Genomic DNA, 25,993 nt, shown 5'->3' with positions numbered 1-25,993 from the left:
CCCCCTTATCCGGCCTACAAATCGCGCTGACTTGAAGACCAGATAAGCGCTGCGCCATCGGGCGGCTAGCTAATCGCCACCGGGAAGATGGAGCCGAGGATCATCGCCCCGAGGATGGCGCCGCCGGTGATCGGTTTCTGCCAGATGTAGAACAGCAGTGCGCCAACCAGCGAACCGATCCCAATAGGAATCGAGGCGGTCATTGCGCTGAGGATGATCAAGGGACCGAGGAAGCGGCCAGAGGCGTTACCAGCCCCCATCATCACGTCGGCGCCGTAGGTGGAATCGCTCTGGTTGATGGTGAACTTACGCGCCAGAATGATGATGTAGCCGACCGCCAGGCCGAGGACCAGGCCGGTGACCAGCGACGCGGCGAAATTCGCCACCGGGAAGACAAAGCCCGCGCCGAGCAGCAGCGCCGGCACGCCAAGGCCGATACCGGTCTGGATAGCGCCACCGATATCCAGAATGCCCACCAGCGACCCTTCAATGATGCGGGCGAACAGGAAGCTGGCGCCAAACGCCGCCACCGCGCCGTACACGCCGGTATCAATCCCCGACTTCAGCATCGCCACGAAGGCCACTTCGTTAAAGGCGCCGATGCCGTACAGGTAATACATGTGGGTCCCGGCGAAGACGCCGGAGGAGAGCAGGCCAACAAAGATCGGGAACGACCAGTCGGCATACCAAAAACCTTTATTCTGTTCCATTATCAGGCTCCCGTTACTTGCCGCTGAGTGAGTTGTGGATCATGTCCAGCCAGTTCGGCACGGTCAGATGGAAGGATTCGATCATCTTCATGTCGAAGCCGCGGAAGAAGCCGCTGAGGACAAACAGCGCGACGATGGCCACCATCATCACTTTGGTTACCCGGTTCCAGCCGCTCTCTTCGACGCCTTTACCGATCAGGATCCCCAGCACCAGCCCCGGTACGGCGTTGCCCATAATCAGCTGCGCTGCGCCGCCGAAAATCGTCGCCCAGAAGCCTGATTTCTTACCGGCATCGATCGCCGCCAGCCAGAAGATCACCGGCATCACGGTGTTCACCAGCAGGTTTGCCGCCGGCACCAGTACCTTAACCGCGGTGACCTGCAGCGCTTCCGGCACGGACGAGGCGGTGAGGTTCAGGAAGGCGACGACGATCATGCCGATGATGCCGCAGGCAATGGCCATTTTTTTCGGATCGTGCAGTGTTTCGCCGACGTTACGATTTTTCACCATTAGCGCCGCCGCGCCCCAGTTGGGGATAATGCGGTGGTCGACGTCCTGAGTGAAGGAGCCTGCTGCAACGGAAGAAGCCCAGGCGTTAAAGAAGAAGCCAAGGCCAAAGGAGAAGTGGGAAGCCGGGTCGCCCTCGCAGGAGTTGAGCTCACCCAGGGTACGAAATGCCCCCATCCCCTGCGTGGTGGGCGCGTGAAACATGCGTGCCGCTCCGGCGCCCACGCCGACGCCGACCAGGCCGCCGATGATAAGCGATTTTATTAAAATTATCAGGAACATAGTCAGACCCTTTGCTAACAATCAGGTTTGCGTGACGAAATCCACTTTATCGAGATCGATGGCGGTCACGTTGACGGTGACGTCCAGCTCCACGCTGTAGGTCCGTCGTTCGCGGCGCAAAAAGAAGAACAGGAAGGCCTCTTTTCGTACCGCTTCGCGCGCATGAACAACCGTCACGTCCTGTGGCTCAATACGCAGCAGAATGTGCGCTGACGTTTTCATCACCGCAGCCTGCACATGGTTCAGGGCATCGGCGAAGGCCCGTGATTTGCTTTCGCCTTTGCCGGCAACCCTCACCGTGGTGGTGAATTGCTCTTTCATACTTATGCGCCGTATTTCTTTTTCCAGGCTTCTACCAGGCGTTCGCCCAGCTCTTCTTTATCCATAAAGCCGAAGCCCAGCACGTTGCAGCCTTCGTTGATGGCGGTGACGCCCTCTTCCACGGAACGCATGCCGTATTTTGCTTTGTAGCCGTACTTGGTCTGCGCGGTGATGGCGCCGGCGCCGCCGCTGCCGCAGAAGGAGATGCCGAAGGTGGCGTTTTCTGCTTTCATCATGTCGCCAAGCTTCATGTCAGCCGCCACGCCCGGGACGACCACAGCACGTGCGCCCGCTTTTTCTGCCCCTGCCGCGACTTTTTGTCCTTTGCCCAGACGGTCGCCAATGACTACGGTGATTTGTTCCATGTTTTGCTCCTTACAGGTTATCTTTTGCGACTTCGAAGTGGACGGAGAGCAGCCAGGCCTCTTCATCAGGCAGGTTGCCGAACTGTGCGACCACTTCGCGGGCCAACATCATTGAATCTTCTGAAATCTCTTCGAACAGGCTGGCATCCACCTCCGGTAGCGGTTCACCGCTGATTGACCGGTGGGCCATGGCCCGCACGTGGGAAGTCAGCATTTGCTCCTGAACGTCGTTAGGGACAATGCCGTGACGGCTTAACAGGGCGAAAACCTGCTGCAGCATCTTGTCGGCCAGGCGTTCGGTCTGCGCCGCCTGCTCCCCTTCGTCGTGTATTACCGCTCCGTTATTCACTTCTGATACCCCGCTGATGTCTCTGGGAATCAAAGTAGCGCCGGGGGGAGGGAGTTTGTAGCGAGTAGTTTTCCACTTCGAAGTGGAAAGGGAGACGGCAGGGGTGATCGACCCCACATATTCACAGGGAAAAGGTAAAAACGACGGCTATGGCGTGAGATGTATCACAACAATGAGCGTGGACAAGGCGCCCGCGGCAGCGGAAAGGCCGGAAAAAGAGAGTGGAAAAATGTGATATCGGTAGGCTTTCAGGTGGGAGGCATCGGCTGATACCTCCCGAAAACTGCCGTTAGCGATACTTCTTGTGGTAGGTGTTGCGGGTGGTTTTAAACTCTTCCGCGGCGGCCTGCGCCTCTTTCACCTTGCCTTCATTCGCCAGCTTCAGCGCGCCGTCAATTTGACCAATCAGGATATCCAGACCGTGACGGTAATCTTTCATTTCGGCGCTGTCGGCAGCTTTGCCTTCCAGCTTCGGCGGCGTCTCTTTCTGGGCATCAACCGCGGCGGTACGCATCTTATTCAGCGCCGCTTTCAGCTCGCCGGCGTCGGAGGTTTTTTGTACCACTTGCAGGTTTTCTGCCAGAGTGTCCATGTCTTCGCCCAGATCGGCGAAGGCCGATGCTGAACCGAGCGCAAAAGCAGAGACAGCCAGCATCGCTAACAGTTTTTTACGCATTGCTCACTTCCTTTTTATTATTTAAGCAAACAGGTGTTATTGCCCGGCGATTTTCATCTCCGGCAGCAGCACAGAACCACACTGAATGTTGCTGCGCGTTTCGATATCGTCGCCGATGGTCACGATATTACGCCACATTTCTTTCAGATTTCCTGCAATGGTAATCTCACTGACAGGATATTGAATTTCGCCGTTTTCTACCCAGAAGCCGGATGCGCCGCGTGAGTAGTCGCCGGTGACGCCACTGACACCCTGCCCCATCAGTTCGGTAACCACAAGACCGGTGCCCATCTCTTTAAGCATCTTTGCAAAACTCAGGCCGCGGCCGTTGATGCGCCAGTTGTGGATGCCCCCGGCGTGACCGGTGCTTTTCATCCCCAGCTTACGGGCGGAGTAGTTGGTCAGCAGCCACTGGGTCAGCACCCCGTCTTTGACGATATCGCGACGTTCGGTGCGCACGCCTTCGCTGTCGAACGGCGTAGACGCCAGCCCCTTCAGCAGATGCGGATGCTCTTCGATGGTCAGCCACTCCGGCAAAATTTGTTTGCCCAGCGAGTCGAGCAGGAACGTGGATTTGCGGTATACCGAACCACCGGCAATCGCCCCGACCAGGTGGCCAAACAGCCCGGTCGCCACTTCGTTGGCGAAAATGACCGGCGCCTTCATGGTCGACAGCTTACGCGGCGCCAGACGCGACAGGGTGCGGCGGGCGCACTCTTCCCCGACCCATTCCGGGGACTGCAGATCCTCGATCGCCCGGCCAATGGTGTAGGCGTAGTCGCGCTCCATGTCGCCGTCATCTTCCGCAATGACGCAGCTGGAGAGCGAATGGCGGGTCGAGCAATAGCTTTGCAGCATGCCGTGACTGTTGCCGAACACTTTGATGCCGTAGTGGCTGTTAAAGCTGCCGCCTTCGGTGTTGGTGATGCGTTTATCCGCCTTCAGGGCGGCCTGCTCGGCGCGGGCGGCCAGCTCGATGGCTTCGTCCGGAGAGACCTCTGCCGGATGGAACAGGTCCAGATCCGGAGCGTCAAAGGCCAGCAGTTCTTTATCCGCCACACCGGCAAACGGGTCCGGCGAGGTGTAGCGCGCAATATCCAGCGCCGCCTGTACGGTGCGGGCGATGGCGTCCGGGCTGAGATCGGTGGAGGAGGCGCTGCCCTTGCGGTTCTGATGGTAAACCGTGATGCCTAACGCCCCATCGCTATTGAATTCTACATTCTCCACTTCGCCATAGCGGGTGCTGACGCCGATGCCCGTCGTTTTGCTGACGGAGACTTCCGCGCCATCGGATTTACCTGCCGCCAGTTCCAGCGCCGTGGTCACGGCCTCTTCCAGCGTCTTACGTTGCTGGGCAACTTGAGAGATCACTTTCATTGCTAATGCCATAATGTAAGAAGGAGTTAACTGAAGTCTAACAGAGAACCGTTTTTCAGTGCGCGCCTTAACTGGTAACATTAGCCTCTTTTTTTAAGGAGCCTGAGATGACAAAGCAGCCCGAAGACTGGCTCGACGACGTTCCCGGTGATGATATCGAGGATGAAGACGATGAAATTATCTGGGTCAGTAAGAGTGAAATTAAGCGCGACGCGGAAGAACTGAAGCGTCTTGGCGCGGAACTCGTTGACCTGGGAAAAAACGCGCTGGATAAAATTCCGCTGGATACCGACCTGCGCGACGCCATCGAACTCGCCCAGCGAATCAAAAAAGAGGGTCGCCGCCGCCAGCTGCAGCTTATCGGTAAGATGCTGCGCAACCGCGATGTCGATCCGATTCGTCAGGCGCTGGATAAGCTGAAAAACCGCCACAACCAGCAGGTTGCGCTGTTCCACAAGCTGGAGCAGATCCGCGATCGCCTGATTGATGACGGGGATGACGCCGTTGCTGAAGTGCTGAACCTGTGGCCAGATGCTGACCGTCAGCAGCTACGTTCACTGATCCGCAATGCGAAGAAAGAGAAAGAAGGCAACAAGCCGCCGAAATCCGCGCGCCTGATCTTCCAGTACCTGCGCGAACTGGCGGAAAACGAGGGCTAATTCTCGCCGTTTTTGTCCGCAATAGTCTCCCGGATGGCGGCGCGCAGCGCCTTATCCGGGCTACAGATCCCTATATATCAAACGGTTACTCTGTTTCGTAGGCCCGCGCAAGCGCAGCGCCACCGGGCAATCTGTACCAGACTCCGTTCCCGTCGTTGTGCCGGATGGCGGCTAACGCCTTATCCGGCCTACCTTCACCCCAGTTCTAAGGCTTGCGCCAGCAGGGATGTACCCTTCGCATCGTCTGGGTCCCCTCTCACCCGCGCGACGATACTTTTTATTTTCTTGCGCCTAGCTGAATCGTTAAATCTAAAAACAATGTAGATCACATTTTATAGTGATAATTAGGCAATATTTAGCACAGTAATACGACATTAATCGCATTTAACATCATAAAATCGGCCACTTTCTCACCAGGTGAGGCGCTTCACATTTTCAACACCCCCATCCCGGTAGATTTCACACGTCAACGACACAATCGATTCAGCAAAAAGGGAATAAAAATGAAAAAGACATTGGTTCTGACGACTATAGCCCTGCTGGTTTCCGGCTCGGCCGCGGCAAAAACATGGGTGCTGACGAATGCTGACGAGGGGATGGATAAAGGAAACTGGCAGATCAGCAGCGATCAGCTGAAGGTGAAAGATCATGCGTTCAGCATTGAGCAAAAAGTCCTGCACGGCGGCAAGCAGGAAGGCAGCAAAATCCTCACCATTCACAGTAAAGACGGCCTGACTATCACTCTCAGCCCAACCCGCGGCATGAACTTACTGCGTATTGAAGGTTTCGGCAGCCGGATGGGCTGGGATTCACCGGTTAAAGAGGTCGTCAACCCGGCGTTTATCAACCTGGAAAGCCGCAACGGGCTGGGCTGGCTGGAAGGGTTCAACGAGATGATGGTCCGCTGCGGCTATGAATGGACCGGCCATCCGGTGACCGCGGACGGGCAGATTTATACCCTGCATGGCAAGGCTGGCAACACCCCGGCCTCGCGGGTAGAAGTCGAGGTGGCCGACAGCGCGCCGTATGAAATCCGCATCCGCGGGCTGGTGAAAGAGAGCACCTTCAAAAAAGCCGATCTGCAGACCCTGACCGAACTGCGTTACGTGCCGGGCAGCAACAGCTTCAGCCTGCACGATGTCTTAACCAACCATGCCGACTATCCGCATGATTATCAGATCATCTACCACAGCAACTTCGGCACCCCAATTCTGGAAGAAGGCGCGCGTTTCCTCGCCCCGATGTCCAGCATCAGCCCGTTCAATGATTACGCGAAGAGCGGGTTAAAAACCTGGCAAACCTATCAGGGGCCGACCAAAGACTTTGACGAGATGGTGTTTAATATTCAGCCGCTGGCTGATGAAAATCACCAGACCCTGGCCGCGGTGGTTAACAAAGCGGGCGACAAAGGGGCCTCCATTCAGTTCGACACCCGTCAGCTGCCGGTCCTGACGCTATGGAAAAATACCGACACCATCAAACAGGGCTACGTCACCGGTATTGAACCGGGCACCAGCTACGCCTATCCGGTCACCATCGAACGGGAACAAAAACGCGTGAAACAGCTGCAGCCGGGCGCCAGCGCGCAGTTTGATCTGACCTACACCCTGCTGCACGACAGCGCTCAGGTGGCCGCCGTTGAGCAGAAAATCGCGCAGATTCAGGGCGACAATAACGTCGCAGAGAACGAGACGCCGATCGCCAAAGAGTAAGGTGGTAACCAGTGAATTCCCGGAGCGGGGCAACGCACCGTTCCGGGCTACTCCCGCCCCATCACCTCGCGCCCGAGCTCCCGGGCAAACTGCTGGTACTGTCGCTCATCGATCGGCTGCGGGTAGCTCAGCACCAGCAGCTCATGATCCGCGATGCCCTGATGATAGGTGGGATGACGATGCGCCCAAGGGTTAGCGTGAAATCCCATCGACTGATAAAAGCGCAGCCGCTTGTGGGCGATTGCCGTGGTCAGCGGATCGATTTCCAGAATAGTCAGCGGCGCACGCGTCAGGATCTGCGCCAGCAGCTGTTTACCATAGCCGCGGGAGCACAACGTATCATCGATCGCCAGATGTTCGATATAGCAGTAGCCGGCAAACTGCCAGCAGCCGCTGAGGCCGACAAAGACGCCTTCATCGAACCACGCTTCCAGCGCGTAGTGCGGGTGGCTCAGCGCCTGAAGTTTGGCGTCGCTTTCGCGCTGCTCGTGCCACGGAAAGGCCCGGGCGTAGAGCGCGTCCAGCGTGGCGAAATGGGGCGAGTCGGTAGAACGTAATCTTTCGCAGGTCAGCATCGCACAATCCCTGGTGGTGAAAATAAAACTGCCCTCACGCGGAGGGCAGTAACCGGAGGCGTTCGCGCTTACTCTGCCGCCGCCGCTTTTTGCGCCAGCTTATCCAGCAGTTTCTGATGAATGCCGCCGAAGCCGCCGTTGCTCATCACCAGGATATGGTCGCCCGGGTGGGCGGTTTTGACCACCATCTCCGCCAGGGTATCGACGTCGGCGCTCCAGTGCGCCGGCTGGACGCAGGCTTCCGCCACTTCCGCCACCTGCCACGGAATATGCTGCGGCTGCAGGAGGAACACTTCATCGGCGCGGCCGAGAGACGGCGCCAGGTCGTCTTTGCAGATGCCCATTTTCATGGTGTTGGAGCGCGGCTCCAGCACGGCCAGAATACGCGCGGTGCCGCCCACTTTGCCGCGCAGCGCCTGCAGCGTGGCGAGGATCGCCGTCGGATGATGGGCGAAATCGTCATACACGGTGACGCCGTTGGCTTCCCCGCGCAGCTCCAGGCGACGGCGGGCGTTGATAAAGCTGCCCAGCGCATTCGCGGCATCTGCCGGCAGCACGCCGACGTGACGCGCCGCGGCAATCGCCATCAGGCCGTTATGCATATTATGCTCACCGACCAGCGTCCACTTCACCTCGCCAACCTTTTCGCCATCGAGCAGGACTTCCCACTGTGAGGCGTCGGTATTCAGTTTTTTCGCCAGCCAGTGGCCCTGCTCGCCCACCAGCTCCTGTTCGCTCCAGCAGCCCATCGCCATCACCTGCTTCAGATTGATGTCGTTCTCCGGCAGGATAATTTTGCCTTTGCCCGGCACGATGCGCACCAGATGGTGGAACTGTTTCTGAATCGCCTTCAGGTCGTCAAAGATATCCGCGTGGTCGAACTCAAGGTTGTTGAGGATCAGCGTCCGCGGGCAGTAGTGAACAAACTTGGAGCGCTTGTCGAAGAAGGCGCAGTCGTATTCATCTGCTTCAATGACGAAGAACGGGCTGTCGCCCAGGCGCGCGGAGACGTCGAAATTGCCCGGAACGCCGCCAATCACGAAGCCCGGTTTATAGCCGCAGGCTTCAAGGATCCAGGTCGCCATGCCGGCGGTGGTGGTTTTGCCGTGGGTCCCGGCGACGGCCAGCACCCAGCGATCGCGCAGCACGAAGTCGTGCAGCCACTGCGGGCCGGACATATACGGAATATTGTTTTCCAGCACCGCTTCAACGCACGGGTTGCCGCGGGTCATGGCGTTACCGATGATCACCAGATCCGGCCGGGGCTCCAGCTGGCTGGGGTCATAACCCTGAATTAAATCAATCCCCTGGTTTTCCAGCAGGGTGCTCATCGGCGGATAGACGTTAGCATCCGACCCCGTTACCTCATGACCGAGGGAGCGCGCCAGCATGGCCAGGCCCCCCATAAACGTGCCACAGATTCCTAAAATATGAATGCGCATTCGTCATTTCCTTCTCTTATCCGGGGCACATTTTACCCATATCCCGGGCCCTGGCGAAATGCATTTCAGGCGAATCTGTATTTTGCTGGCGCGATTCACCAGTGCGCACTTTTTTGATTCTTTGTTAAGATTGTTGCGTTCGTTTTACTCAACATAAAAATGCAGGGAACGAGTTATGAAAACGTTAGGTGAGTTTATTGTTGAAAAGCAGCACGAGTTCTCCCACGCCACCGGTGAGCTGACTGCTTTGTTGTCAGCAATAAAGTTGGGCGCCAAGATCATCCACCGCGATATCAACAAGGCCGGTCTGGTCGATATCCTGGGTGCCAGCGGTGCTGAAAACGTTCAGGGCGAGGTTCAGCAAAAACTCGATCTGTTCGCTAATGAAAAATTAAAAGCCGCACTGCGAGCACGCGATATTGTTGCCGGGATCGCCTCCGAAGAAGAAGATGAAATTGTCGTCTTCGAAGGGTGTGAACACGCCAAATACGTGGTGCTGATGGACCCTCTGGATGGCTCCTCTAACATCGACGTTAACGTCTCTGTCGGCACGATTTTCTCCATCTACCGCCGCGTCACGCCTGTCGGCACGCCGGTGACAGAAGAAGACTTCCTGCAGCCGGGTAACAGGCAGGTGGCCGCGGGCTATGTGGTCTACGGCTCTTCGACGATGCTGGTGTATACCACCGGCTGCGGCGTCCATGCCTTCACCTACGACCCGTCCCTCGGCGTCTTCTGTCTGTGTCAGGAGCGCATGCGCTTCCCGGAGAAGGGCAATACCTACTCCATCAACGAAGGCAACTACATCAAATTCCCGCAGGGCGTGAAGAAGTACATTAAGTACTGCCAGGAAGAGGACAAAGCGACTCAGCGTCCTTATACCTCACGCTATATCGGCTCGCTGGTGGCGGACTTCCACCGCAACCTGCTGAAGGGCGGCATCTATCTCTATCCGAGCACCGCCAGCCACCCGGACGGTAAACTGCGCCTGCTGTATGAATGCAACCCGATGGCCTTCCTCGCCGAACAGGCGGGCGGTAAGGCCAGCGACGGTAAAGAGCGTATTCTGGATATTATTCCGGAAAGCCTGCACCAGCGCCGCTCGTTCTTCGTCGGCAACAACCACATGGTGGAAGACGTCGAGAACTTTATTAAAGCGTTCCCGGACGCCTAAGCGCCCTGCCCGCTCCTCCCGCGCCTGCGGGAGGAGCATTTCTCATTGAGTCCCCGCTCCGCTCACCCGCGTCACCGTTGCATTCTGCCGATTTTCCCACAGCACCGTCAGTCCACGCTGTAGCGCGATAAAGATAAACAGCAAAATACCGATGGCGATTTTCGTCCACCATGAACTGAGGGTGCCATCGAAGTTAATGTAGGTCTGAATCAGCCCCTGAATCGCCACCCCGAACAGCGTCCCCAGCACAGTCCCAACGCCGCCGCTGAGCAGCGTACCGCCGATCACCACCGAGGCAATCGCGTCCAGCTCCACGCCGACGCCCGCCAGCGCATAGCCCGCCTGGGTATAAATGGAAAAGACGATCCCGGCCAGCGTCGCCAGCCCGGTGGAGAGCATATAGATACGGATCGTGGCGCTACGGGTGGAAATCCCCATTAAATTCGCCGACGTCGCGTTGCCGCCGATGGCATACACCTGGTTGCCAAAACGGGTGCGATGGGCGACAAAAATACCGGCTACCACCACCAGCAGCATCAGCAGCCCCATGGCGCTGAGACGACCGCCGCCGGGAATGGTCCATGCCAGCCCGGACAAGGTGTCGTACACCGGATGGTTAATCGGGATCGACTCCTCCGACACCAGATAGCTGACGCCGCGCAGGAAGAACATGCCGGCGAGGGTGATGATAAAAGCCGGGATCTTTAGCGCGTCGATAAGCAGCCCCATAAACGCACCGAAGGCGCAGCCCATCACCAGCACCAGCGGAAACGCCACCAGCGGCGAGATTCCCCAAAAGCCAATCGCTTTGGCGAGGAAGACGCCGGTAAAAGCGATCACCGACCCCACCGACAGATCGATCCCACCGGAGAGGATCACAAAGGTCATGCCCACGGCGATGATCCCGAGGAAGGCATTATCCGTCAGGATATTGCAGATCACCCGCGTTGAGGCAAAGCCGGGGAACTGCGTCAGGCAGTAGAGATAGCCCAGCACAAACACCGCCAGGGTGATCATCAACGGTAAATTACGTTTTATCATGGCCGCGTACCCCTTTCAGTAAACCGATAAAGCGCGGCGACTGGAAAATCAGTACGCACAGCACCACCACCGCTTTCACCACCTGGTTGAGCTCCGGCGGAAAGCCGGAGAGCAAAATGCCGGTATTCATTCCCTGGATAATCAGCGCCCCCACCACCGACAGCAGCAGGTTGAAGCGCCCGCCCATCAGCGAGGCGCCGCCGATGACCACCGCCAGAATGGCGTCCAGCTCGAGCCACAGACCGGCATTATTGGCATCCGCGCCGCGAATATCCGCCGCCACGATGATCCCGGCGATCGCTGCGCAGACGCCGCTCAGGACATAGGCCAGCATCACCACGATGCGGGTATTCACGCCGGCGTTTTTCGCCGCGCGGATGTTGATCCCTACCGCCTCGATAAACATGCCCAGCGCTGTTTTACGGGTAAACAGCCAGAACAGCAGCAGGGTGGCGGCGGCAATGATCACCGGCATCGGGAACAGCAGAAACGATCCGCTGCCGAGCCACGCCAGGGCCGGAGAATCAAAGGTGACGATCTGCCCGGCGGTGATCAGCTGCGCGACCCCGCGCCCGGCCACCATCAGGATCAGCGTCGCCACAAAGGGCTGGATCTTAAGAACGGCGACGAGAATGCCGTTCCACAGCCCGGCCAGCGCACCGGCCCCCAGCGCGGCCAGCACCACCACCGCCAGGCTGTGCCCGGCGACGGTCATCGAGGCGGCCGTCGCCCCGGCAATCGCCATCACCGCCCCCACCGACAGATCGATACCGCCGGTGGCGATCACCAGCGTCATGCCAATCGCCAGCAGCGCCACCGGGGCGGCGCGGTTAAGAATATCGATTGGGCTGCCAAACAGGCGGCCATCCTGGAGTACCACCTGATAAAAATGGGGCGCCACCAGACTGTCGACCAGCAGCACCAGCAGCAGGGCAATGATCTGCGGGGTGCCTTTCGGCCAGGTGAAGCGTCGCTTCTCCGGGCCGGTTTGCGAAAGAGATCGAGGCATCATGGGTTACTCCTTATGCCGCAATAGCGTTCATGATCGCCGGCACAGAGAGCTCGGCGAGCGGGATCTCCGCCACCTGTCGGCGATCGCGCATGATAATGACCCGATCGGCGTAACCCACCAGCTCCTCCATTTCAGAGGAGATGACCAGCAGCGCCAGGCCATCGGCGCAGAGGGTTTCAATCAGGCGAATAATTTCCGCATGGGCGCCGACGTCGATGCCGCGGGTCGGCTCATCGAGGATCAGGAACTGCGGTTTGGTCAGCAGCCAGCGGGAGAGCAGCACCTTCTGCTGGTTGCCGCCGGAGAGAAACTCGATCGGCTGCTCGGCGCTCGGGGTACGGATCCCCAGCTGGCGAATAAAGCGCTCGGCGATCTCGTTCTGTTCACGCCGGGGGATCGGCCGCAGCCAGCCGCGCTGCGCCTGCAGGGCGAGGACGATATTTTCCCGCACCGAAGCGGCGGCGATAATGCCGTCGGTTTTGCGATCCTCCGGGCAGAAGCCGATCCCGAGGCAGGAAGCCTGATGCGGAGAGCGCAGGGTCTGCGGTTTGCCTTTGATCCACGCCTTCCCGCTGTCCGCCGTTTTAATGCCGAAGATCACCTCGGCGGTTTCCGTGCGTCCGGAACCCAGCAGGCCGGCGAGGCCCACTATTTCCCCCGGGCGGACCTGCAGGTCGAACGGGGCGATGGTGCCTTTTTTACCGTAGCCTTCAAACGCCGCCACCGGCTTATCGCTCAGCAGAGTACGGCCCGCCCGCTGCAGGGCATTGTGGTCCAGTTCACGACCCAGCATCATTTTCACCAGCTCAATCTGCGGCATCTCGCGAGTCTCGCGGCAGCCCACAAAGGTGCCGTTACGCAGCACGGTGATGCGGTCGCTGACCGCATAGACCTGGTCGAGAAAATGGGTGACGAAGATCAGGCTGACGCCGTTATCCCTGAGCTGGCGCATCAGGGTGAACAGCATCTCCACCTCCTGGGTATCGAGGCTGGCGGTGGGCTCGTCAAGGATCAGCACTTTGGCCGACAGGTCGATGGCCCGACAGATAGCCACGATCTGCTGCATCGCCACCGAAAAGCGGTTCAGCGGTTCGCGCACGTCGAGGGAAAAGCCGTAGGAGGCCATCAGCGCCGTCGCCCGGGCCTCCATCTCTTTACGTCGCAGCAGGCCAAAGCGCCGCGGCTCACGGCCGATGAACAGATTGTCCGCCACCGACATATTCGGCAGCAGGTTTACTTCCTGGTAGACGGTGCCGATCCCCAGCTGCTGGGCATGGGCGGTATTTTTGGGCGAAATAGCCTGGCCTTCCAGCCAGATGGTGCCGCGATCGGCATGGTAAACGCCGGTCAGCGCCTTGATCAGCGTCGATTTTCCGGCGCCGTTTTCGCCCAGCAGGGCCATGATTTCACCACGCCGCAGGCTAAAGTTGACGTTATCCAGCGCCTTCACGCCGGGGAAGAATTTGCTGAGTCCTTCAGTACGAAGGATCTCCTGGTGTTGGTCGGTGGTCATGGTTCCCCCTGCATCACGCCGGATGTCGCTGCGCTTATCCGGCCTACAAAAGAGCGAAATGTAGGCCGGGCAAGCGTAGCGCCCCCGGCATTTTCATGAAGGCTTAGTAACCCATATTTTTCTTCTTCTCTAACTCTTCTTTCGCCGTATCTGGCAGATACAGGGTCGATTTGGTGATGGTCAGCTTCTCGGGCAGGGTGCCGTCTTTTTTGTATTTCTCCAGCGCATCGAACGCCGGGCCAGCCATGTTTGGCGTCAGCTCGACGCTGGCGTTGGCCTCGCCGGCGATCATCGCTTTATAGATATCCGGCACACCGTCGATAGAGCCCGTGAGGATATCTTTGCCCGGCTTCAGTCCCGCTTCTTTAATCGCCTGGATGGCGCCGATCACCATATCGTCGTTATGGGCGAAGACCATGCAGATGTTTTTGCCGTTATTCTCAGCTTTGATAAAGCTCTCCATGACCTCTTTCCCTTTACTGCGGGTGAAGTCGCCGGACTGAGAGCGGATAATTTTGATGTTGGACGCTTTGGCAATGGCGTCGGCGAACCCTTTCTTACGGTCGATGGCCACGCTGGCCCCAACGGTGCCCTGCAGTTCAACGACGTTACACGGCTTACCGTCGACGGTTTTCACCAGCCAGTCGCCAATCAGCTGCCCTTCCAGCACGTTGTTGGCGGTCACGGTGGTCATGTAGAGATCTTTATCTTTCACATCAATGGAACGATCGAGCAGGAAGACCGGGATCTTGGCCTCTTTCGCCTCTTTCAGCACCGGTTCCCAGCCGGTGGCCACCACCGGCGCAATGAAGATCGCGTCTACCCCCTGGGCGATAAACGAGCGCACTGCTTTGATCTGGTTTTCCTGTTTTTGCTGACCATCGGCAATCTTCAGCGTAATACCGCGCTTGGCGGCTTCCTCTTTCGCGACGCTGGTTTCTGCCGCACGCCAGCCGGATTCAGAACCGACCTGTGAAAAACCTACGGTTAGCGGGGCAGCTATCGCCATAGACGACATAGCTGCGGAAACTGCTGTGACAAGAAGTAAGCGCTTCCACATAAGGGTATCCTCGTAGGGTTATTGTTGGTTAAAGTCTCATCTGCGGACAAACTATAGACAATCGGTGATGTAACTGAATGCGTTACATCACACTTCAAAAAAGTAAATGAGATGTTAACACCTGGTCATTTGTCGAGCGAAGAGCCGATAAGGCTTCGCGAGGAGCGCGGTGATCGCGGTTTATGACGTTTTTTTAAGCGGTTTGATAAATCAATCACATGCAATGAAAACGGTTACATAAATTTATTCATGATGTGGCTATGTTTATGGATTTTCATGTCATTATTGCGCGCAAAATTCAGAGCACGCCGCGGCGATATCGGGAAAAAGAAGCGAAGACATTCGATGTGAGTTGGCTATAATACCGAGCACTTGTTTGCCATACATTTTAAAGGAAACAGACATGAGCTTACTCAACGTACCTGCGGGCAAAGATCTGCCGGAAGACATCTACGTCGTGATCGAAATCCCGGCGAACGCAGACCCAATCAAATACGAAGTCGACAAAGAGAGCGGTGCACTGTTCGTTGACCGTTTCATGTCCACGGCGATGTTCTATCCGTGCAACTACGGTTACATCAACCACACCCTGTCCCTGGACGGCGACCCGGTTGACGTACTGGTCCCGACCCCGTACCCGCTGCAGCCGGGCTCCGTGATCCGCTGCCGTCCGGTTGGCGTTCTGAAGATGACCGACGAATCCGGTGAAGATGCGAAACTGGTTGCGGTACCGCACACCAAGCTGAGCAAAGAATACGATCACATCAACGATGTGAACGACCTGCCGGAACTGCTGAAAGCCCAGATCACTCACTTCTTTGAGCACTACAAAGATCTGGAAAAAGGCAAGTGGGTTAAAGTCGACGGTTGGGACAACGCGGAAGCGGCGAAAGCTGAAATCGTTGCCTCTTTCGAGCGCGCTAAGCAGAAGTAATTCTGTCTCAGGCAGGGTCATACCCTGCCTGATTGCGGCACGGATAGCCGCGATAACACCATGGAGGGTGTCCCGTGAAAAGCGTTCGCTATTTCACTCTGAACTATACCGGTTTCACCACCGCCGCCTGTGAAAAGCAGGGATATCTGCGCCTTATCGCCGGCGAACATGTCTTTTATACCGATAAACGCTATTTTCAAGACCCCTCGCTTTTTGACCGCCTGACGATCAATCAGCCTCTGCACCTTGGCGTCCGCCGCCTGGACAACGGCAGTTACTGGATCCACTGGCTCAGCGATGGCGAAACGCACCTTGAACCCAATCAACGGGTAAAGCGCTGGGCCCGGCCGCTGCTGATTATCAGCCTGCTGACGCTCATCGTCGCTCTTATCCCGCTCGTGATGAGCACCTCAGAATGGGGACGGTTCGGCTTCGGCATTATCGCCATACTGGCCCTCATCGGACTGTTAACCGGGCTCTATGAGCGACTGTTCCACCCGGCGCTAAAATGGCACCCCGCCATGCGCGATCTGCTGACGAAGATGGCGCAGGCCCGCCGCCGCGACTTTTCCTTTTGCCAGCCTCTACCCGCAACGGCGCAAGCCCTCCGCCAGACGGCAATGCCTTTTACGCAAGCCCTGCCGGAACGCTATGCCGTCCGGACGGGAAAAATTAGCAATATCATTTTTAAGAAGTGGTTCGCGGGGAACCCAACGCGGGAATACCATGGCGTTGGGATACAATGCGATACGGCGCCGCTGGCCTTCTTCTGGCAGAACGGCTTCGCCAACTTCGGCCTGCATCCCTTTTTTTACCGCCGTCAACCGCCCTTTCTCGCTATCGGCGATCGGATAGTCGCCGTCTACCAACGGAAAGATAACGACATCCAGGCGTTATACAACGTCAGCGACGGGGGCGCTTTTCTGAAAAATCATCCCTGTTATCCCGGTGACCGGCAAATGTCGCTAGTCTATAACCTGTTTTATGGCATGGTGCTGGTGATGTATCTCCTCATACTCGGCATGTCGCTAAATAACCCATACAAACCAGCCAGGGGATTTTGGTGGTTAATTCAGGATTCACTGGACATGCTGTCCCTATTATTACTCAGTTTCGGCGGGATCCTGGCGGTACTGGAGCTGATTGGCCCAACGGCCTGGTTATTGTCACACCGGGTGGCTGACTGGATGAAGATGCGCTCGGCGATGCGGCGCTACCTGCAGGGAGCGGCCCGCCATACTACGCTCGAGGAGATCATGTAATGTTCAGCACCCCAACTCGGCGATTGTTGTTTCTCGTACTCACCACGCTGGCGGCCCTTCTGTTGATTGGCAGGAGCCACTTTCATCTGTGGTAATGTCTGAGTCAGCAGTACAGGCTATAGGGAAAAACGCCGTTATTTCATTAAGGAAGGAACCTTGTGAAACAGACCCATTATTTCACCCTGAATTTTACCGGCTTCACCACTGCCGCCTCGGAAGAGCAAAGCTATTTACGCCTCATTGCAGGCGAGCATGTCTTTTATACCGATAAATGCCATTTTAAAGACCCCTCGCTTTTTGACCGCCTGAGGCTCGGCCAGCCGCTACATATCGGCACTCACCGCCTAAAGGATGGCAGTTACTGGATCCACTGGTTAAGCGATGGGCACATTTTGCTCGAACCTTCCCGGCAGCCGCTGAGCATTAAAAAGCTTCTTCGGCCTGTCGGCTTGGTCTTTTTTGTTTGCCTGATCATTCTCGCTTGTGCTCCATGGTTGGATATTTTTTTATTATTATGTTTCATCACAATGTTGGTGAATCCCTTCGGCATCTTCTCTTTTTGCTCCTGCAATTTCTCACTCAGATTACGTGTTCTCAATGCGAAAATGCAGCGAACGAAGCAAGGCGATATTTCATTCTGTCAGCGTCTGGAAATTCTACCCGCTACTTCTGAAAGGCATCCACCATCAGCCAACAACGAGATAGCGCTGCCAAAAGAATTTGCGCTTGAAGAAGGCGTGATTCTGAATAGTTATTATCAAATATGGATCGCTACGAGGGTAAGGCCTTATTTTATCAAAGAAGGCGCCTGTTTTCAGCTGGCGACTCGTCACTCGTTTTTTTCAGCGCGCTTGACCTGGCTGAGCGATACCCTGAATAATCGATGCCGCCCGCCATTTCTTGCCGATGGGGACTGGGTTATCGCCGCACGCTGGCATGGATACGATGATCTTCAGGCGTTATACAATGTCAGTGATGGCAGTGTTTATTTAAAAAATAGCCCCTTTCATCCTGGCAATCAGCAGATGGCATCAATTTATAAAATCGCGTACGGCCTCGTACTCATAGTGATGTTTTTTACGCTCACCATCAAACTGCACGACCCCCTGCTTAATCTGGGCAGTTGGCCATTTTATCGTGAAATGCTTACCAGGCTGACTGGCACCCTGCTCCCGATTAACCTGCTGTTAATAGCGATGGAATTTGTCCGTATGATTGCCCATCTCCTGTCACGTCGGGTGGCCGGTAAAGTGAAGGTACATCAGGCCATATTACGTTATGCCAGACGTCAGGGCGCCAGAATGAAGCCATGGGAATTGATGTAATAAAAAAACAACGCCACCCGAAGGTGGCGCTGTCGTGGTTAATACTGGTCGCGATCCAACCAGTTGCCATTCGCTATCAACGTACAACCCTCAACGGAACGTTGATAGACATACATCCATGCGCTGCCGTAAGGCGTCTGAATGAGGTGGCGCGCATACTCGCCCCCCTTCGTGCGTAGCGCATCCAGTTCGGCCAGCGTCGATGCATCAATACGATAAACTTCACCATGTACTGTGCCTTCGCCGGGCACCGCGCCTGGATAGTGGCCCAGGCTGTACAGCTGATAATCGTCGACACTATGAGCGCCCAGCCACTGGGCGTTGGTCATCCAGTGGCTGTTGCCTTGTTTGCGTCGTAAACTGCCGTAAACAAATATTCGCATTGCTAAAACTCAAACTGATAGAGCAAATCGAGCGCCTGGTCGATGCCAGACACCGCTTCCACATATAGCCTAGGCATCAGGCGATAACGTAAAGTCAGCGTCGCCAGGGAATCGAAAATACCGACCCCATATTTTACCTGCAGACCCGGCAGTACATAGCCGCTGACCACCACCTGGGAAGAGTCGCCTACCCCTTCGGTGTCCAACGCCAAATTGCTTACGCCAAACGTCTCGCCGATTTTACCCACAACCTGACCACTTTGTGCAACCCCCATTCCAATAAGCATAGAGGTCATCGCGGCGCTGTCACTCTGGCCGCTGCTCAAACCCTGGCCGCGCAGCAGATAAGACAGCGCTTCCTGCTGGGACATCACCGGGTCAGAGAAGATCTCCGCTTTCGGCTGATCGGCGGAGCCGGTGACGCGAACGCCGGCGATCACATCATCTTCGGTGGCATCCGGGTTACGAATCGCTTCGATGTTCAGCAGTGGCTGATCCGGCGGACCGGAGAACAGTAGTTCCCCTTTGCGGACAATCAAGTCCTGACCATAGGCGTGGAAACGGCCGTCCGGAATATTAATCTGCCCGTTGAGGCCCAGCCCCTGCTTGTCCTGCGCCACTTTCAAATCACCGGTCAGACGCGCTTTCAGCCCGAAGGCTTCCAGACGAACGTTGTTGCCGACGTGAATGGTCAGGTTGCTGTTGATCGGAATACCGGCGCTCTGCTGCTTAATCGGCTTGAGGTTTTTATCCAGCATCACTTCATCAGAGGAGACGCCAACCGCGCTCTCCGGTACCTCGTTAACCACGATCCGCGCCCAGGGCACATCCACTTTACCGTCGAGGTTGAACAGGCTTGGCGTGGCGGTAAACACCACGTCCGGCGACACATCGAGACGCACCATCGGCGGCACGGTGATCCGCACTCGGCTGCCTTTCGCCGCAATTTGCGCCCGCCAGTTATCGATCTGCGTCCAGTCCGCGTTACCGCTCAGCGCAATCTGCCCCTGGCGGGTGTTCACCGTCCCCTGCAGGGTCGAGCGCGTGCCGTTGAAGTTCATCGACAGCTGGCTCGGCTGCATATCAAACGGCATAAAGTTGCCATCGATATCCACCCCGCTCAGCTGCATCTGGCCAAACAGCTGCGGGCTTTTCACGTTGCCGCCCAGACGCAGGCGGGCGTTGAGCCTCCCCTCGGCTTTTTCACCACGGGCGAAAATCGGGTTGATCATCGCCAGCGAGAAGTTGCTGATATTGACGTTGCCGCCGAGGTTACGCCGCCCCTGCGGATCGGTGACCTGTACCTGCCCATCCAGCTGACCGTTGTTGGTCAGGCGGATAAGCCAGCCCAGCTCGGCGCGATTGTTATGCAGGTCGGCGCTGAGGTTCAGCGTATCGAACGCTACCGGCAGCGGCGCGTCGTTGACCACCTGGGTCACCTTGACGTTGCGCCCGCTGAGGGTCACTTTGCCCTGCGGCAGCCCCTCTTTGGTGGTGTCCCAGCTTACATCGGCATTACCGGTAAACACGCCGCTCGCCTGGGTCTCCTCTGGCATAAACGGCTTAAGCATCGCCAGATCGAAGCGGTTGAGATTCACCCGCGCCCGTCCGCTGGCGCCCGCGTCAATGGTTTCAGGCACGCAGAGCTCGGCGTTCGGGTTGGTCCAGCAGTGTGGCCCGATGCTGATTTTCTGCTCCAGGTTGCGGTAGTCCAGCGCAATACTGCGCGTCAGCGCCACCGGCCCCACCGGCGTCTGGAAGCGGGTATCGCTTAGCGAGCCTCGCCAGCGTTCGGCCTGACGATCGAAGCTACCCGCCAGCGTCAGCTGGCCGGACACCGGATCGCCCTGCACCCGCAGCCGCAGCTCATGCTGCTTTTCGGTGCCTTTGGCATTGAGCTGCACCAGGCTGATATTGACCCCCGGCTGGCTGATGCGATCAACCCGCACGTCCAGGTTGCCGCCAATCTGGTCGGTGGATTTCACATCCCCTTTGACGTTGACCTGAGCGATAGTCAGCTCCTGCCAGCGTAACGCCCGGGCGGTGATGTCGGCCAGCAGCTGCGGCGCATCGACGGTGCCGCGCACTTTCACCAGCCCCTTCGCCGTTCCGCCGAGCCCCGGCAGCGCATTATCCAGGTGCGGGGCATCGATGGTGGCGTCGAGATTAAGATCCTTCACCCCCAGTTCGCCTTTGATATCGGCGCTGTTCGGGCCTAATGCCAGGTGCAGTCCCGGGATTTTCCACTGCAGATAGCTGTTCCCCTGCAGCGAGCCTGATACGTCCACTTTGTTCTGTTTCACGTTGCCGGTAATTTTCAGCTCCGGCACCGACATCTGCCAGCTGCCGCCGTACAGGCTGCCCTGGGTCTTGATCATGCCGTTGAGCTTCGACGGCCAGTCCGGCACCTCTTTGGCGGTGTTGATCCCGTCGAGGGTCAGCTCGCCGCGCCAGCTGATCGCCTGCTGCCAGTCGAGCAGCGCCTTCAGCTCGGTTTTTCCTTCCAGGGCGTTGACCGTCAGCTTGTCGAGGTTAATCTGTCGCTCATTACCTTTGGCGTTGAGGGCGATTTTCGCCGGCGGCAGTGACTGACCTTTCACCGCGGTGGAAAAGGCCAGCGCGTAGTCGGTCATTTTGCCGCTGAATTTCAGCTGAACATCGTCAGCCTGGAACTGCTTCTCGCCGCTGAACGGCCAGGCGAGCTGCTTGCTCTTCAGCTCCATATTGAGCGGCAGCCCGGCTTCCGCCAGCTGCGCATCCGCACGCAGCGTGGCCGCCACCGGCCCGCTTAAGTCCACCCCGACCTTGAGCGTTTTACGCACTTCGCCGCCCACCTTCAGCTGCACCTTCTCCCCTTTCATCGGGTCGACGTTCAGGGTTCCGGCGAGGGTAATGTCCACCGGCCAGTTATCCTGCAGCTGCGCGCTGCCCGAGGCGGTGACCTTACCCTGATCGGCGTCGATATCGAGGGCGTCGAGCTTCATCTGACCGTCGATACTGCTGACTTTCAGCAGCAGGTTATACACGGTGATGTCGGTATCGCCGGTGAGGCGCAGTTGCTCGCCGCGGAACGACTGAATGTTGAGGTTCAGCGGCAGGTGCACATCGGTCATTGCCGGCAGTACCGGCTGCGAGAAGAGGTCGGTCATCGTCTCGCCGAGCGGTTTTTCCTGCGGCTGCGGGTTGTCGATTTTCGGCTCAACCACCTGCTCCTGCGCCACTTTCGCCACCTTCGGCAGGGCGATCAGCAGCCCCTGCAGCGAGGTCGGCGTCAGGGTCAGGTTTTTCTCCTGCCAGTTCAGGCCGGTGGAAAAATCGCGTACAGACACTGCGGTATCGTCGATTTTGACATTGACGTTATGCAGCGCGACGCGACTGAGGGCGATCGGATAAGGGGTGGAGAGATTCAGCGGCCCGCTGTCCTCTTCCTCGACCGGCGCGGCGGGCGGCATCTTCTTCGTATCGACAGCAACGTAAATATCGCGCAGCGCGATGTCGTTTACGCACAGGCTGCTGTCCCACAGGCAGCGCAACCGGACGCTGAGGTGAAACTGACCGGCGGTGACCGCCACGCCGGGCTGCTCGTAGCGGACATTATCGAGGGTTAAATCACGCCAGCCGCCGGTGACTTTGCCGATTTCCAGCCCCGGCACCCAGCGATCCGCCGCTTTGAACACCAGATGCAAGCCGGTGGTGGTCCCCACCAGGAAGCCGACGGTGCCCAGCAGGAGCACCAACACGATTAAGACGCCGAGGCTTATCTTCTTCCATAAACTCATAATTCAGGCCCCAGACCGATGTAAAACTGTAAACCATGTTCGTCTTTGTCGCCGATCGGCCGGGCGATATCCAGCTTGATCGGCCCCACCGGCGACTGCCAGCGCACGCCCACCCCGGCGCCGGTTTTGAAATCACTCTCGCGAATATCGCTGACCGCTTCGCCGCTATCGACAAACACGGCCCCCCACCATTTACCACTGACGTTGTACTGATACTCCAGCGATCCGGTGGCCAGCTTTGAGGCCCCGATCAGCTTGCCGTCATCGTCCTTCGGCGAGATGGATTTGTATTTATAGCCGCGAATACTGCGGTCGCCCCCGGCGAAAAAACGCAGATCCGGCGGCACCTTGTCAAAGTTGTCCGCTTCGATCCAGCCCAGGTTGCCGCGCACCACAAAGCGGTGGCGGTCATAGAGGGTACGGATCCAGACGTCCTGGGCCTGCATCACGATGAAGTTGATGTCCGAGCCCCACATGGTGTTGGAGTAGTCCACGGAGTAGCGCTGGGAATCGCCCCAGGTTGGCATCAGGCCGCCGCGGGAACGGGTACGGTTCACCGAAACCCCGGGGTAAATCAGCATGGTGGTGTTGGTGACGTTCGCCTGGGTAAAGTGGTCCAGGCTCCAGCGCAGGTTGATCGCTCGCTGCCAGCCGCTCGACATCTCCCAGAAACGCGAGACACCCAGGGTGGTAGAGTCGGCCTGGGTGTCATTAAGGTCAGTGCGCTTAAAGCCGCCCTGCATCAGATAATATTGCTCCAGAGGGCTCTTCAGCAGCGGGACTTTATAGGTGAAGTCGAACTGCTGCTCCGGGGCGGAGAGGCTGACGCTGGAGGTCAGACTGTGGCCATAGGAGTTTATCCACGGTTTTTTCCACGTGGCTTTCACCCGCGGCCCGACATCGGTTGAATACCCTACCCCGGTTTCCACGGTGTTCTCTTTGCGTGGCGAGACAACGCCCTGCAGAGGCAGCACCTTGGTTTTCCGTGACTTAGCGAAATCCGGCGCCACCACCACCGAACTGAACCAGCCGGTTGCCGCCAGGCGGCGGTTTAGCTCAGCCAGATCCTGGGAGGTGTAGTAATCGCCCTCTTTAAACGGCACGAGGTTTTGCAAATATTCATCGCGAATTTGCGATCCAGAGAAGGTGACGTGGCCAAAGCGATAGCGCTCGCCGCTGTTGTAATCGATATCCCAGAATGCCTGATGACGATCCAGGGAGACCCCAAGCTGGCTTTTGTTGAACTCACTGTCAAAGTAGCCTTTGCGCAGGGCGACGCGGGTCAGCGAGCTCTTGAAACCGTCGTAATCACCGTGGTTCAGCACCGTCCCGATGGCCGGGCGCGTTTTCAGCAGCGCCAGATAGTCGCTGTCGGTGCGGGCGCCGCCGCGCAGAATTACTTCAGTTCCGCCAATGCGCACCGGTTCACCCGGGGTCACTTTAGCGATCAGCACCTGACGTCCCCTTTTCGGCGGCGGACGCAAATCAAATTCAATCGTCGGCTCGTAATAACCCAACGCTTTCAAACCTTCGCGAATGGCGTCATCCACGCGCGCGCGAAAGCGGCGATCCGGCGTGACTTCATCGCTCTGGATGGTGGAAAGCTGGGCGCGAACGTTTTTCTCCAGCTCCCCGGATAACCCCTCAACCTGCAAACGCACATTCGCTGCGCTGGCGATCCCGCTGACCAGCAAAAGGCTGGTGACACATAACTGGCGGATTTTTAGCACATTTTCTCCTGAATATCCCTGTTTCCCCCGACAGGAAACACTGGTGCCGCTCCACGGCTTAACAAAACCCTAACAACTTAGGGTTGAAAAAGTGGCAATAACCCAAATAATTCTTATGTATTAATCTAGACGTATTACGCGTATTTATTGTGTTAAAAGACACGCTTCGTTACAACCTTAACGACGAATTCTGTATTGAGAGGCCCACCGTGAGTCTATTTGATAAAACGCATCTTGTCGCCCAGGCGGATGCGCTGCCTGGACGCAATACCCCTATGCCAGTGGCGACGCTCCACGCAGTTAACGGCCACTCGATGACCAACGTCCCGGCGGGGATGGAAGTGGCGCTGTTCGCCATGGGCTGCTTCTGGGGAGTTGAGCGCCTGTTCTGGCAATTGCCGGGGGTTTACAGCACCGCTGCAGGCTACACCGGCGGCTATACGCCGAATCCGACCTATCGCGAAGTGTGCAGCGGCCAGACCGGTCACGCGGAAGCGGTACGCGTGGTTTACGATCCGCAGGTGATTAGCTATGAGCAGTTATTGCAGGTGTTCTGGGAAAACCACGATCCGGCACAGGGTATGCGACAGGGGAACGACCACGGCACCCAGTACCGCTCGGCGATCTACCCGTTGACGCCGGAGCAGACGGAGGCGGCAAAGGCCAGCCTCGCGCGCTTCCAGGCGGCGATGAACGACGCGCACGATACCCGTCACATCACCACCGAGATCGCCACCGCCAAACCGTTCTACTATGCCGAGGACGATCACCAGCAGTATCTGTATAAAAACCCGCACGGCTATTGCGGCATCGGCGGCATCGGCGTTTGCCTGCCGCCGCAGTAAGCGCGCAGCGCCTGGCCGCCAGCGCGTGTTAATCAGAAAAGACCGGGCCCGCAGGGAAGTGGGCCAGAAATGCCGTCACGGTTAACAACTCGCGCAGAGACGGGAACGTTATCTCTTTTTCTGCCAACGCGTGGTCAAAGGCGATCAGCGAATCTATCCCTCCCCGCCCGAACACGCCCCCTGCCCAGAGCATTCTTTGCGCCTGGTCCCGCGCCCATGCGCTTTCACTACGCCAGGCAAGGATATGCAGCAGAGCCTGTAATAAAGAGGCGACGTGGGTACGCTGCTCTTTAACCAGCCGGCGGTAAACCGGCAGAGCAATGCTTCTTATCACATCAAAGCTCTCCCAGGCCGCATCGTCTTTAAGCAGCTTTCCCGCCTCTTCGCACAGGCGGTTGTGAGTGAGAGTCTCTCTTTTTTCCACTGCCTTTCCGGCGGCCATCACCACCCCACCCAACAAATAGAGCGACTCGGGTAATAGCGGCAACACGATCCGCCGTTCCATGGCAAGCTGCTGTCCGGCATAAAGACAAGTCACCAGTATTTTCTGCACATTGTATTGTTCGCTGAGGCTCTCAATGATGCCTAGCGCCGGGGTCAGGTGATTCACTAAATCAATCGCCCGTATCGACCTGAGGATAATACTGCTCTGTTCGGAGGTCTGTATTCTTTGGATATCCAGTAACACGGTTTCTTCCATTGCCTTATTCCTCTGTTACATTGCCAGCACGTACTTGAGCATCACCCCGGCGGCGATCGCCGAGCCGATCACCCCCGCCACGTTCGGGCCCATCGCATGCATCAGCAGGAAGTTCTGCCCGTCCGCGTCCAGACCCACCTTGTTCGACACCCTGGCCGCCATCGGCACCGCCGACACCCCGGCGGAACCAATCAGCGGGTTGATTTTGTGTTTACTGAACACGTTCATCAGCTTCGCCATCAGCACCCCGGCGGCGGTG

At 57.5% G+C, this 25,993-nt stretch carries 26 protein-coding genes; 8 read left to right on the top strand and 18 right to left on the bottom strand.

Annotated elements, in window-relative coordinates:
* Positions 1 to 65 precede the first annotated feature (65 nt).
* From ACKLKD_RS21960 to ACKLKD_RS21940, 5 genes are read right to left on the bottom strand one after another with little or no spacing between them, the layout of a single operon-like run.
* On the bottom strand, positions 66 to 710 hold the full coding sequence (locus ACKLKD_RS21960; RefSeq protein WP_004152267.1) for a DUF4310 family protein: 645 nt from the start codon (positions 708 to 710) through the stop codon (positions 66 to 68).
* Positions 711 to 723: 13 nt separating this feature from the next.
* Positions 724 to 1,500, bottom strand: a complete 777-nt coding sequence (locus tag ACKLKD_RS21955; RefSeq protein WP_025712307.1) for a DUF4311 domain-containing protein — start codon at positions 1,498 to 1,500, stop codon at positions 724 to 726.
* A gap of 21 nt (positions 1,501 to 1,521) precedes the next feature.
* Positions 1,522 to 1,821, bottom strand: coding sequence for a DUF4312 family protein (locus ACKLKD_RS21950; protein ID WP_025712308.1), 300 nt, complete (start codon positions 1,819 to 1,821; stop codon positions 1,522 to 1,524).
* 2 nt (positions 1,822 to 1,823) lie between these two features.
* Complete coding sequence (locus ACKLKD_RS21945) at positions 1,824 to 2,186, bottom strand: SFCGS family glycine-rich protein (protein ID WP_004206501.1); 363 nt, start codon at positions 2,184 to 2,186, stop codon at positions 1,824 to 1,826.
* Between the two features lie 10 nt (positions 2,187 to 2,196).
* On the bottom strand, positions 2,197 to 2,535 hold the full coding sequence (locus ACKLKD_RS21940; RefSeq protein ID WP_025712310.1) for a glycine dehydrogenase: 339 nt from the start codon (positions 2,533 to 2,535) through the stop codon (positions 2,197 to 2,199).
* A gap of 103 nt (positions 2,536 to 2,638) precedes the next feature.
* Here ACKLKD_RS21940 and ACKLKD_RS21935 point away from each other — a divergent pair, with 103 nt between their 5' ends.
* Positions 2,639 to 2,770, top strand: a complete 132-nt coding sequence (locus tag ACKLKD_RS21935) for a hypothetical protein (RefSeq protein ID WP_014908079.1) — start codon at positions 2,639 to 2,641, stop codon at positions 2,768 to 2,770.
* Between the two features lie 54 nt (positions 2,771 to 2,824).
* On the opposite strand, the gene cybC is transcribed toward ACKLKD_RS21935, so the two are convergent.
* Both cybC and pmbA read right to left on the bottom strand, forming a co-directional pair.
* Positions 2,825 to 3,211, bottom strand: coding sequence for a cytochrome b562 (gene cybC / locus ACKLKD_RS21930; RefSeq protein WP_002886893.1), 387 nt, complete (start codon positions 3,209 to 3,211; stop codon positions 2,825 to 2,827).
* Between the two features lie 36 nt (positions 3,212 to 3,247).
* Entirely contained in the window at positions 3,248 to 4,600 is a 1,353-nt protein-coding gene (gene pmbA, locus ACKLKD_RS21925; RefSeq protein ID WP_042929315.1) for a metalloprotease PmbA, read from the bottom strand.
* Positions 4,601 to 4,695: 95 nt separating this feature from the next.
* On the opposite strand from pmbA, the gene yjgA reads away from it, so the two are divergent.
* Positions 4,696 to 5,247: a ribosome biogenesis factor YjgA gene (yjgA, locus tag ACKLKD_RS21920; RefSeq protein ID WP_004206498.1), complete on the top strand. Its 552-nt coding sequence runs from the start codon at positions 4,696 to 4,698 to the stop codon at positions 5,245 to 5,247.
* Positions 5,248 to 5,750: 503 nt separating this feature from the next.
* Positions 5,751 to 6,959: an aldose 1-epimerase family protein gene (locus tag ACKLKD_RS21915; RefSeq protein ID WP_080897683.1), complete on the top strand. Its 1,209-nt coding sequence runs from the start codon at positions 5,751 to 5,753 to the stop codon at positions 6,957 to 6,959.
* A gap of 47 nt (positions 6,960 to 7,006) precedes the next feature.
* On the opposite strand, the gene ACKLKD_RS21910 is transcribed toward ACKLKD_RS21915, so the two are convergent.
* Together ACKLKD_RS21910 and mpl are read right to left on the bottom strand one after the other, a co-directional pair.
* The gene (locus tag ACKLKD_RS21910; RefSeq protein WP_080897684.1) at positions 7,007 to 7,534 is read right to left on the bottom strand and encodes a GNAT family N-acetyltransferase; all 528 of its coding nucleotides are present in this window, start codon (positions 7,532 to 7,534) and stop codon (positions 7,007 to 7,009) included.
* 68 nt (positions 7,535 to 7,602) lie between these two features.
* Positions 7,603 to 8,976: a UDP-N-acetylmuramate:L-alanyl-gamma-D-glutamyl-meso-diaminopimelate ligase gene (mpl, locus tag ACKLKD_RS21905; RefSeq protein WP_080897685.1), complete on the bottom strand. Its 1,374-nt coding sequence runs from the start codon at positions 8,974 to 8,976 to the stop codon at positions 7,603 to 7,605.
* A 175-nt stretch (positions 8,977 to 9,151) separates the two neighbouring features.
* Here mpl and fbp point away from each other — a divergent pair, with 175 nt between their 5' ends.
* On the top strand, positions 9,152 to 10,150 hold the full coding sequence (fbp, locus tag ACKLKD_RS21900) for a class 1 fructose-bisphosphatase (RefSeq protein WP_025712316.1): 999 nt from the start codon (positions 9,152 to 9,154) through the stop codon (positions 10,148 to 10,150).
* 42 nt (positions 10,151 to 10,192) lie between these two features.
* Here fbp and yjfF read toward each other — a convergent pair whose 3' ends face one another.
* The 4 genes from yjfF to ytfQ form a co-directional block, all read right to left on the bottom strand.
* A complete protein-coding gene (gene yjfF, locus ACKLKD_RS21895) occupies positions 10,193 to 11,191 on the bottom strand; it encodes a galactofuranose ABC transporter, permease protein YjfF (RefSeq protein WP_025712317.1) in 999 nt (332 codons plus the stop codon).
* On the bottom strand, positions 11,178 to 12,203 hold the full coding sequence (gene ytfT / locus ACKLKD_RS21890; protein WP_080897686.1) for a galactofuranose ABC transporter, ATP-binding protein YtfT: 1,026 nt from the start codon (positions 12,201 to 12,203) through the stop codon (positions 11,178 to 11,180). Before ytfT ends, yjfF begins: the two co-directional genes overlap by 14 nt.
* A 10-nt stretch (positions 12,204 to 12,213) precedes the next feature.
* The gene (ytfR, locus tag ACKLKD_RS21885; RefSeq protein ID WP_080924698.1) at positions 12,214 to 13,716 is read right to left on the bottom strand and encodes a galactofuranose ABC transporter, ATP-binding protein YtfR; all 1,503 of its coding nucleotides are present in this window, start codon (positions 13,714 to 13,716) and stop codon (positions 12,214 to 12,216) included.
* A 103-nt stretch (positions 13,717 to 13,819) separates the two neighbouring features.
* Complete coding sequence (ytfQ, locus tag ACKLKD_RS21880; protein WP_008807147.1) at positions 13,820 to 14,776, bottom strand: galactofuranose ABC transporter, galactofuranose-binding protein YtfQ; 957 nt, start codon at positions 14,774 to 14,776, stop codon at positions 13,820 to 13,822.
* A gap of 403 nt (positions 14,777 to 15,179) precedes the next feature.
* On the opposite strand from ytfQ, the gene ppa reads away from it, so the two are divergent.
* From ppa to ACKLKD_RS21865, 3 genes are all read left to right on the top strand, one after another.
* Positions 15,180 to 15,710, top strand: coding sequence for an inorganic diphosphatase (gene ppa / locus ACKLKD_RS21875; protein WP_002886766.1), 531 nt, complete (start codon positions 15,180 to 15,182; stop codon positions 15,708 to 15,710).
* A gap of 74 nt (positions 15,711 to 15,784) precedes the next feature.
* Positions 15,785 to 16,972 carry a hypothetical protein gene (locus tag ACKLKD_RS21870; RefSeq protein WP_080897687.1) on the top strand — a complete coding sequence of 396 codons (1,188 nt, stop codon included), beginning with the start codon at positions 15,785 to 15,787 and terminating at the stop codon, positions 16,970 to 16,972.
* A 158-nt stretch (positions 16,973 to 17,130) separates the two neighbouring features.
* Positions 17,131 to 18,297 carry a hypothetical protein gene (locus tag ACKLKD_RS21865; protein ID WP_080897688.1) on the top strand — a complete coding sequence of 389 codons (1,167 nt, stop codon included), beginning with the start codon at positions 17,131 to 17,133 and terminating at the stop codon, positions 18,295 to 18,297.
* A 38-nt stretch (positions 18,298 to 18,335) separates the two neighbouring features.
* On the opposite strand, the gene ACKLKD_RS21860 is transcribed toward ACKLKD_RS21865, so the two are convergent.
* The 3 genes from ACKLKD_RS21860 to tamA are packed head-to-tail and all read right to left on the bottom strand — an operon-like array spanning position 18,336 to position 24,189.
* A complete protein-coding gene (locus tag ACKLKD_RS21860) occupies positions 18,336 to 18,680 on the bottom strand; it encodes a gamma-glutamylcyclotransferase family protein (protein ID WP_002886724.1) in 345 nt (114 codons plus the stop codon).
* Positions 18,681 to 18,682: 2 nt separating this feature from the next.
* The gene (tamB, locus tag ACKLKD_RS21855) at positions 18,683 to 22,459 is read right to left on the bottom strand and encodes an autotransporter assembly complex protein TamB (protein ID WP_025712324.1); all 3,777 of its coding nucleotides are present in this window, start codon (positions 22,457 to 22,459) and stop codon (positions 18,683 to 18,685) included.
* Positions 22,456 to 24,189, bottom strand: coding sequence for an autotransporter assembly complex protein TamA (tamA, locus tag ACKLKD_RS21850; protein ID WP_025712325.1), 1,734 nt, complete (start codon positions 24,187 to 24,189; stop codon positions 22,456 to 22,458). The genes tamB and tamA overlap by 4 nt, the downstream gene beginning before the upstream one ends.
* 209 nt (positions 24,190 to 24,398) lie before the next feature.
* On the opposite strand from tamA, the gene msrA reads away from it, so the two are divergent.
* Complete coding sequence (msrA, locus tag ACKLKD_RS21845; RefSeq protein ID WP_025712326.1) at positions 24,399 to 25,034, top strand: peptide-methionine (S)-S-oxide reductase MsrA; 636 nt, start codon at positions 24,399 to 24,401, stop codon at positions 25,032 to 25,034.
* A gap of 28 nt (positions 25,035 to 25,062) precedes the next feature.
* Here msrA and ACKLKD_RS21840 read toward each other — a convergent pair whose 3' ends face one another.
* Together ACKLKD_RS21840 and ACKLKD_RS21835 are read right to left on the bottom strand one after the other, a co-directional pair.
* Positions 25,063 to 25,734: a hypothetical protein gene (locus ACKLKD_RS21840; RefSeq protein ID WP_025712327.1), complete on the bottom strand. Its 672-nt coding sequence runs from the start codon at positions 25,732 to 25,734 to the stop codon at positions 25,063 to 25,065.
* A gap of 15 nt (positions 25,735 to 25,749) precedes the next feature.
* The coding region (locus ACKLKD_RS21835) for a sodium ion-translocating decarboxylase subunit beta (RefSeq protein WP_226326902.1) at positions 25,750 to 25,993 on the bottom strand (244 nt) is incomplete at its 5' end.

Origin of the sequence: Klebsiella sp. 10982, assembly GCF_048589245.1 — a bacterium.
GTDB classification, from domain to species: domain Bacteria; phylum Pseudomonadota; class Gammaproteobacteria; order Enterobacterales; family Enterobacteriaceae; genus Klebsiella; species Klebsiella quasivariicola.
The sequence above is the reverse complement of the archived record's forward strand: the minus strand, read 5'-3'. Positions and strand labels throughout refer to the sequence as shown.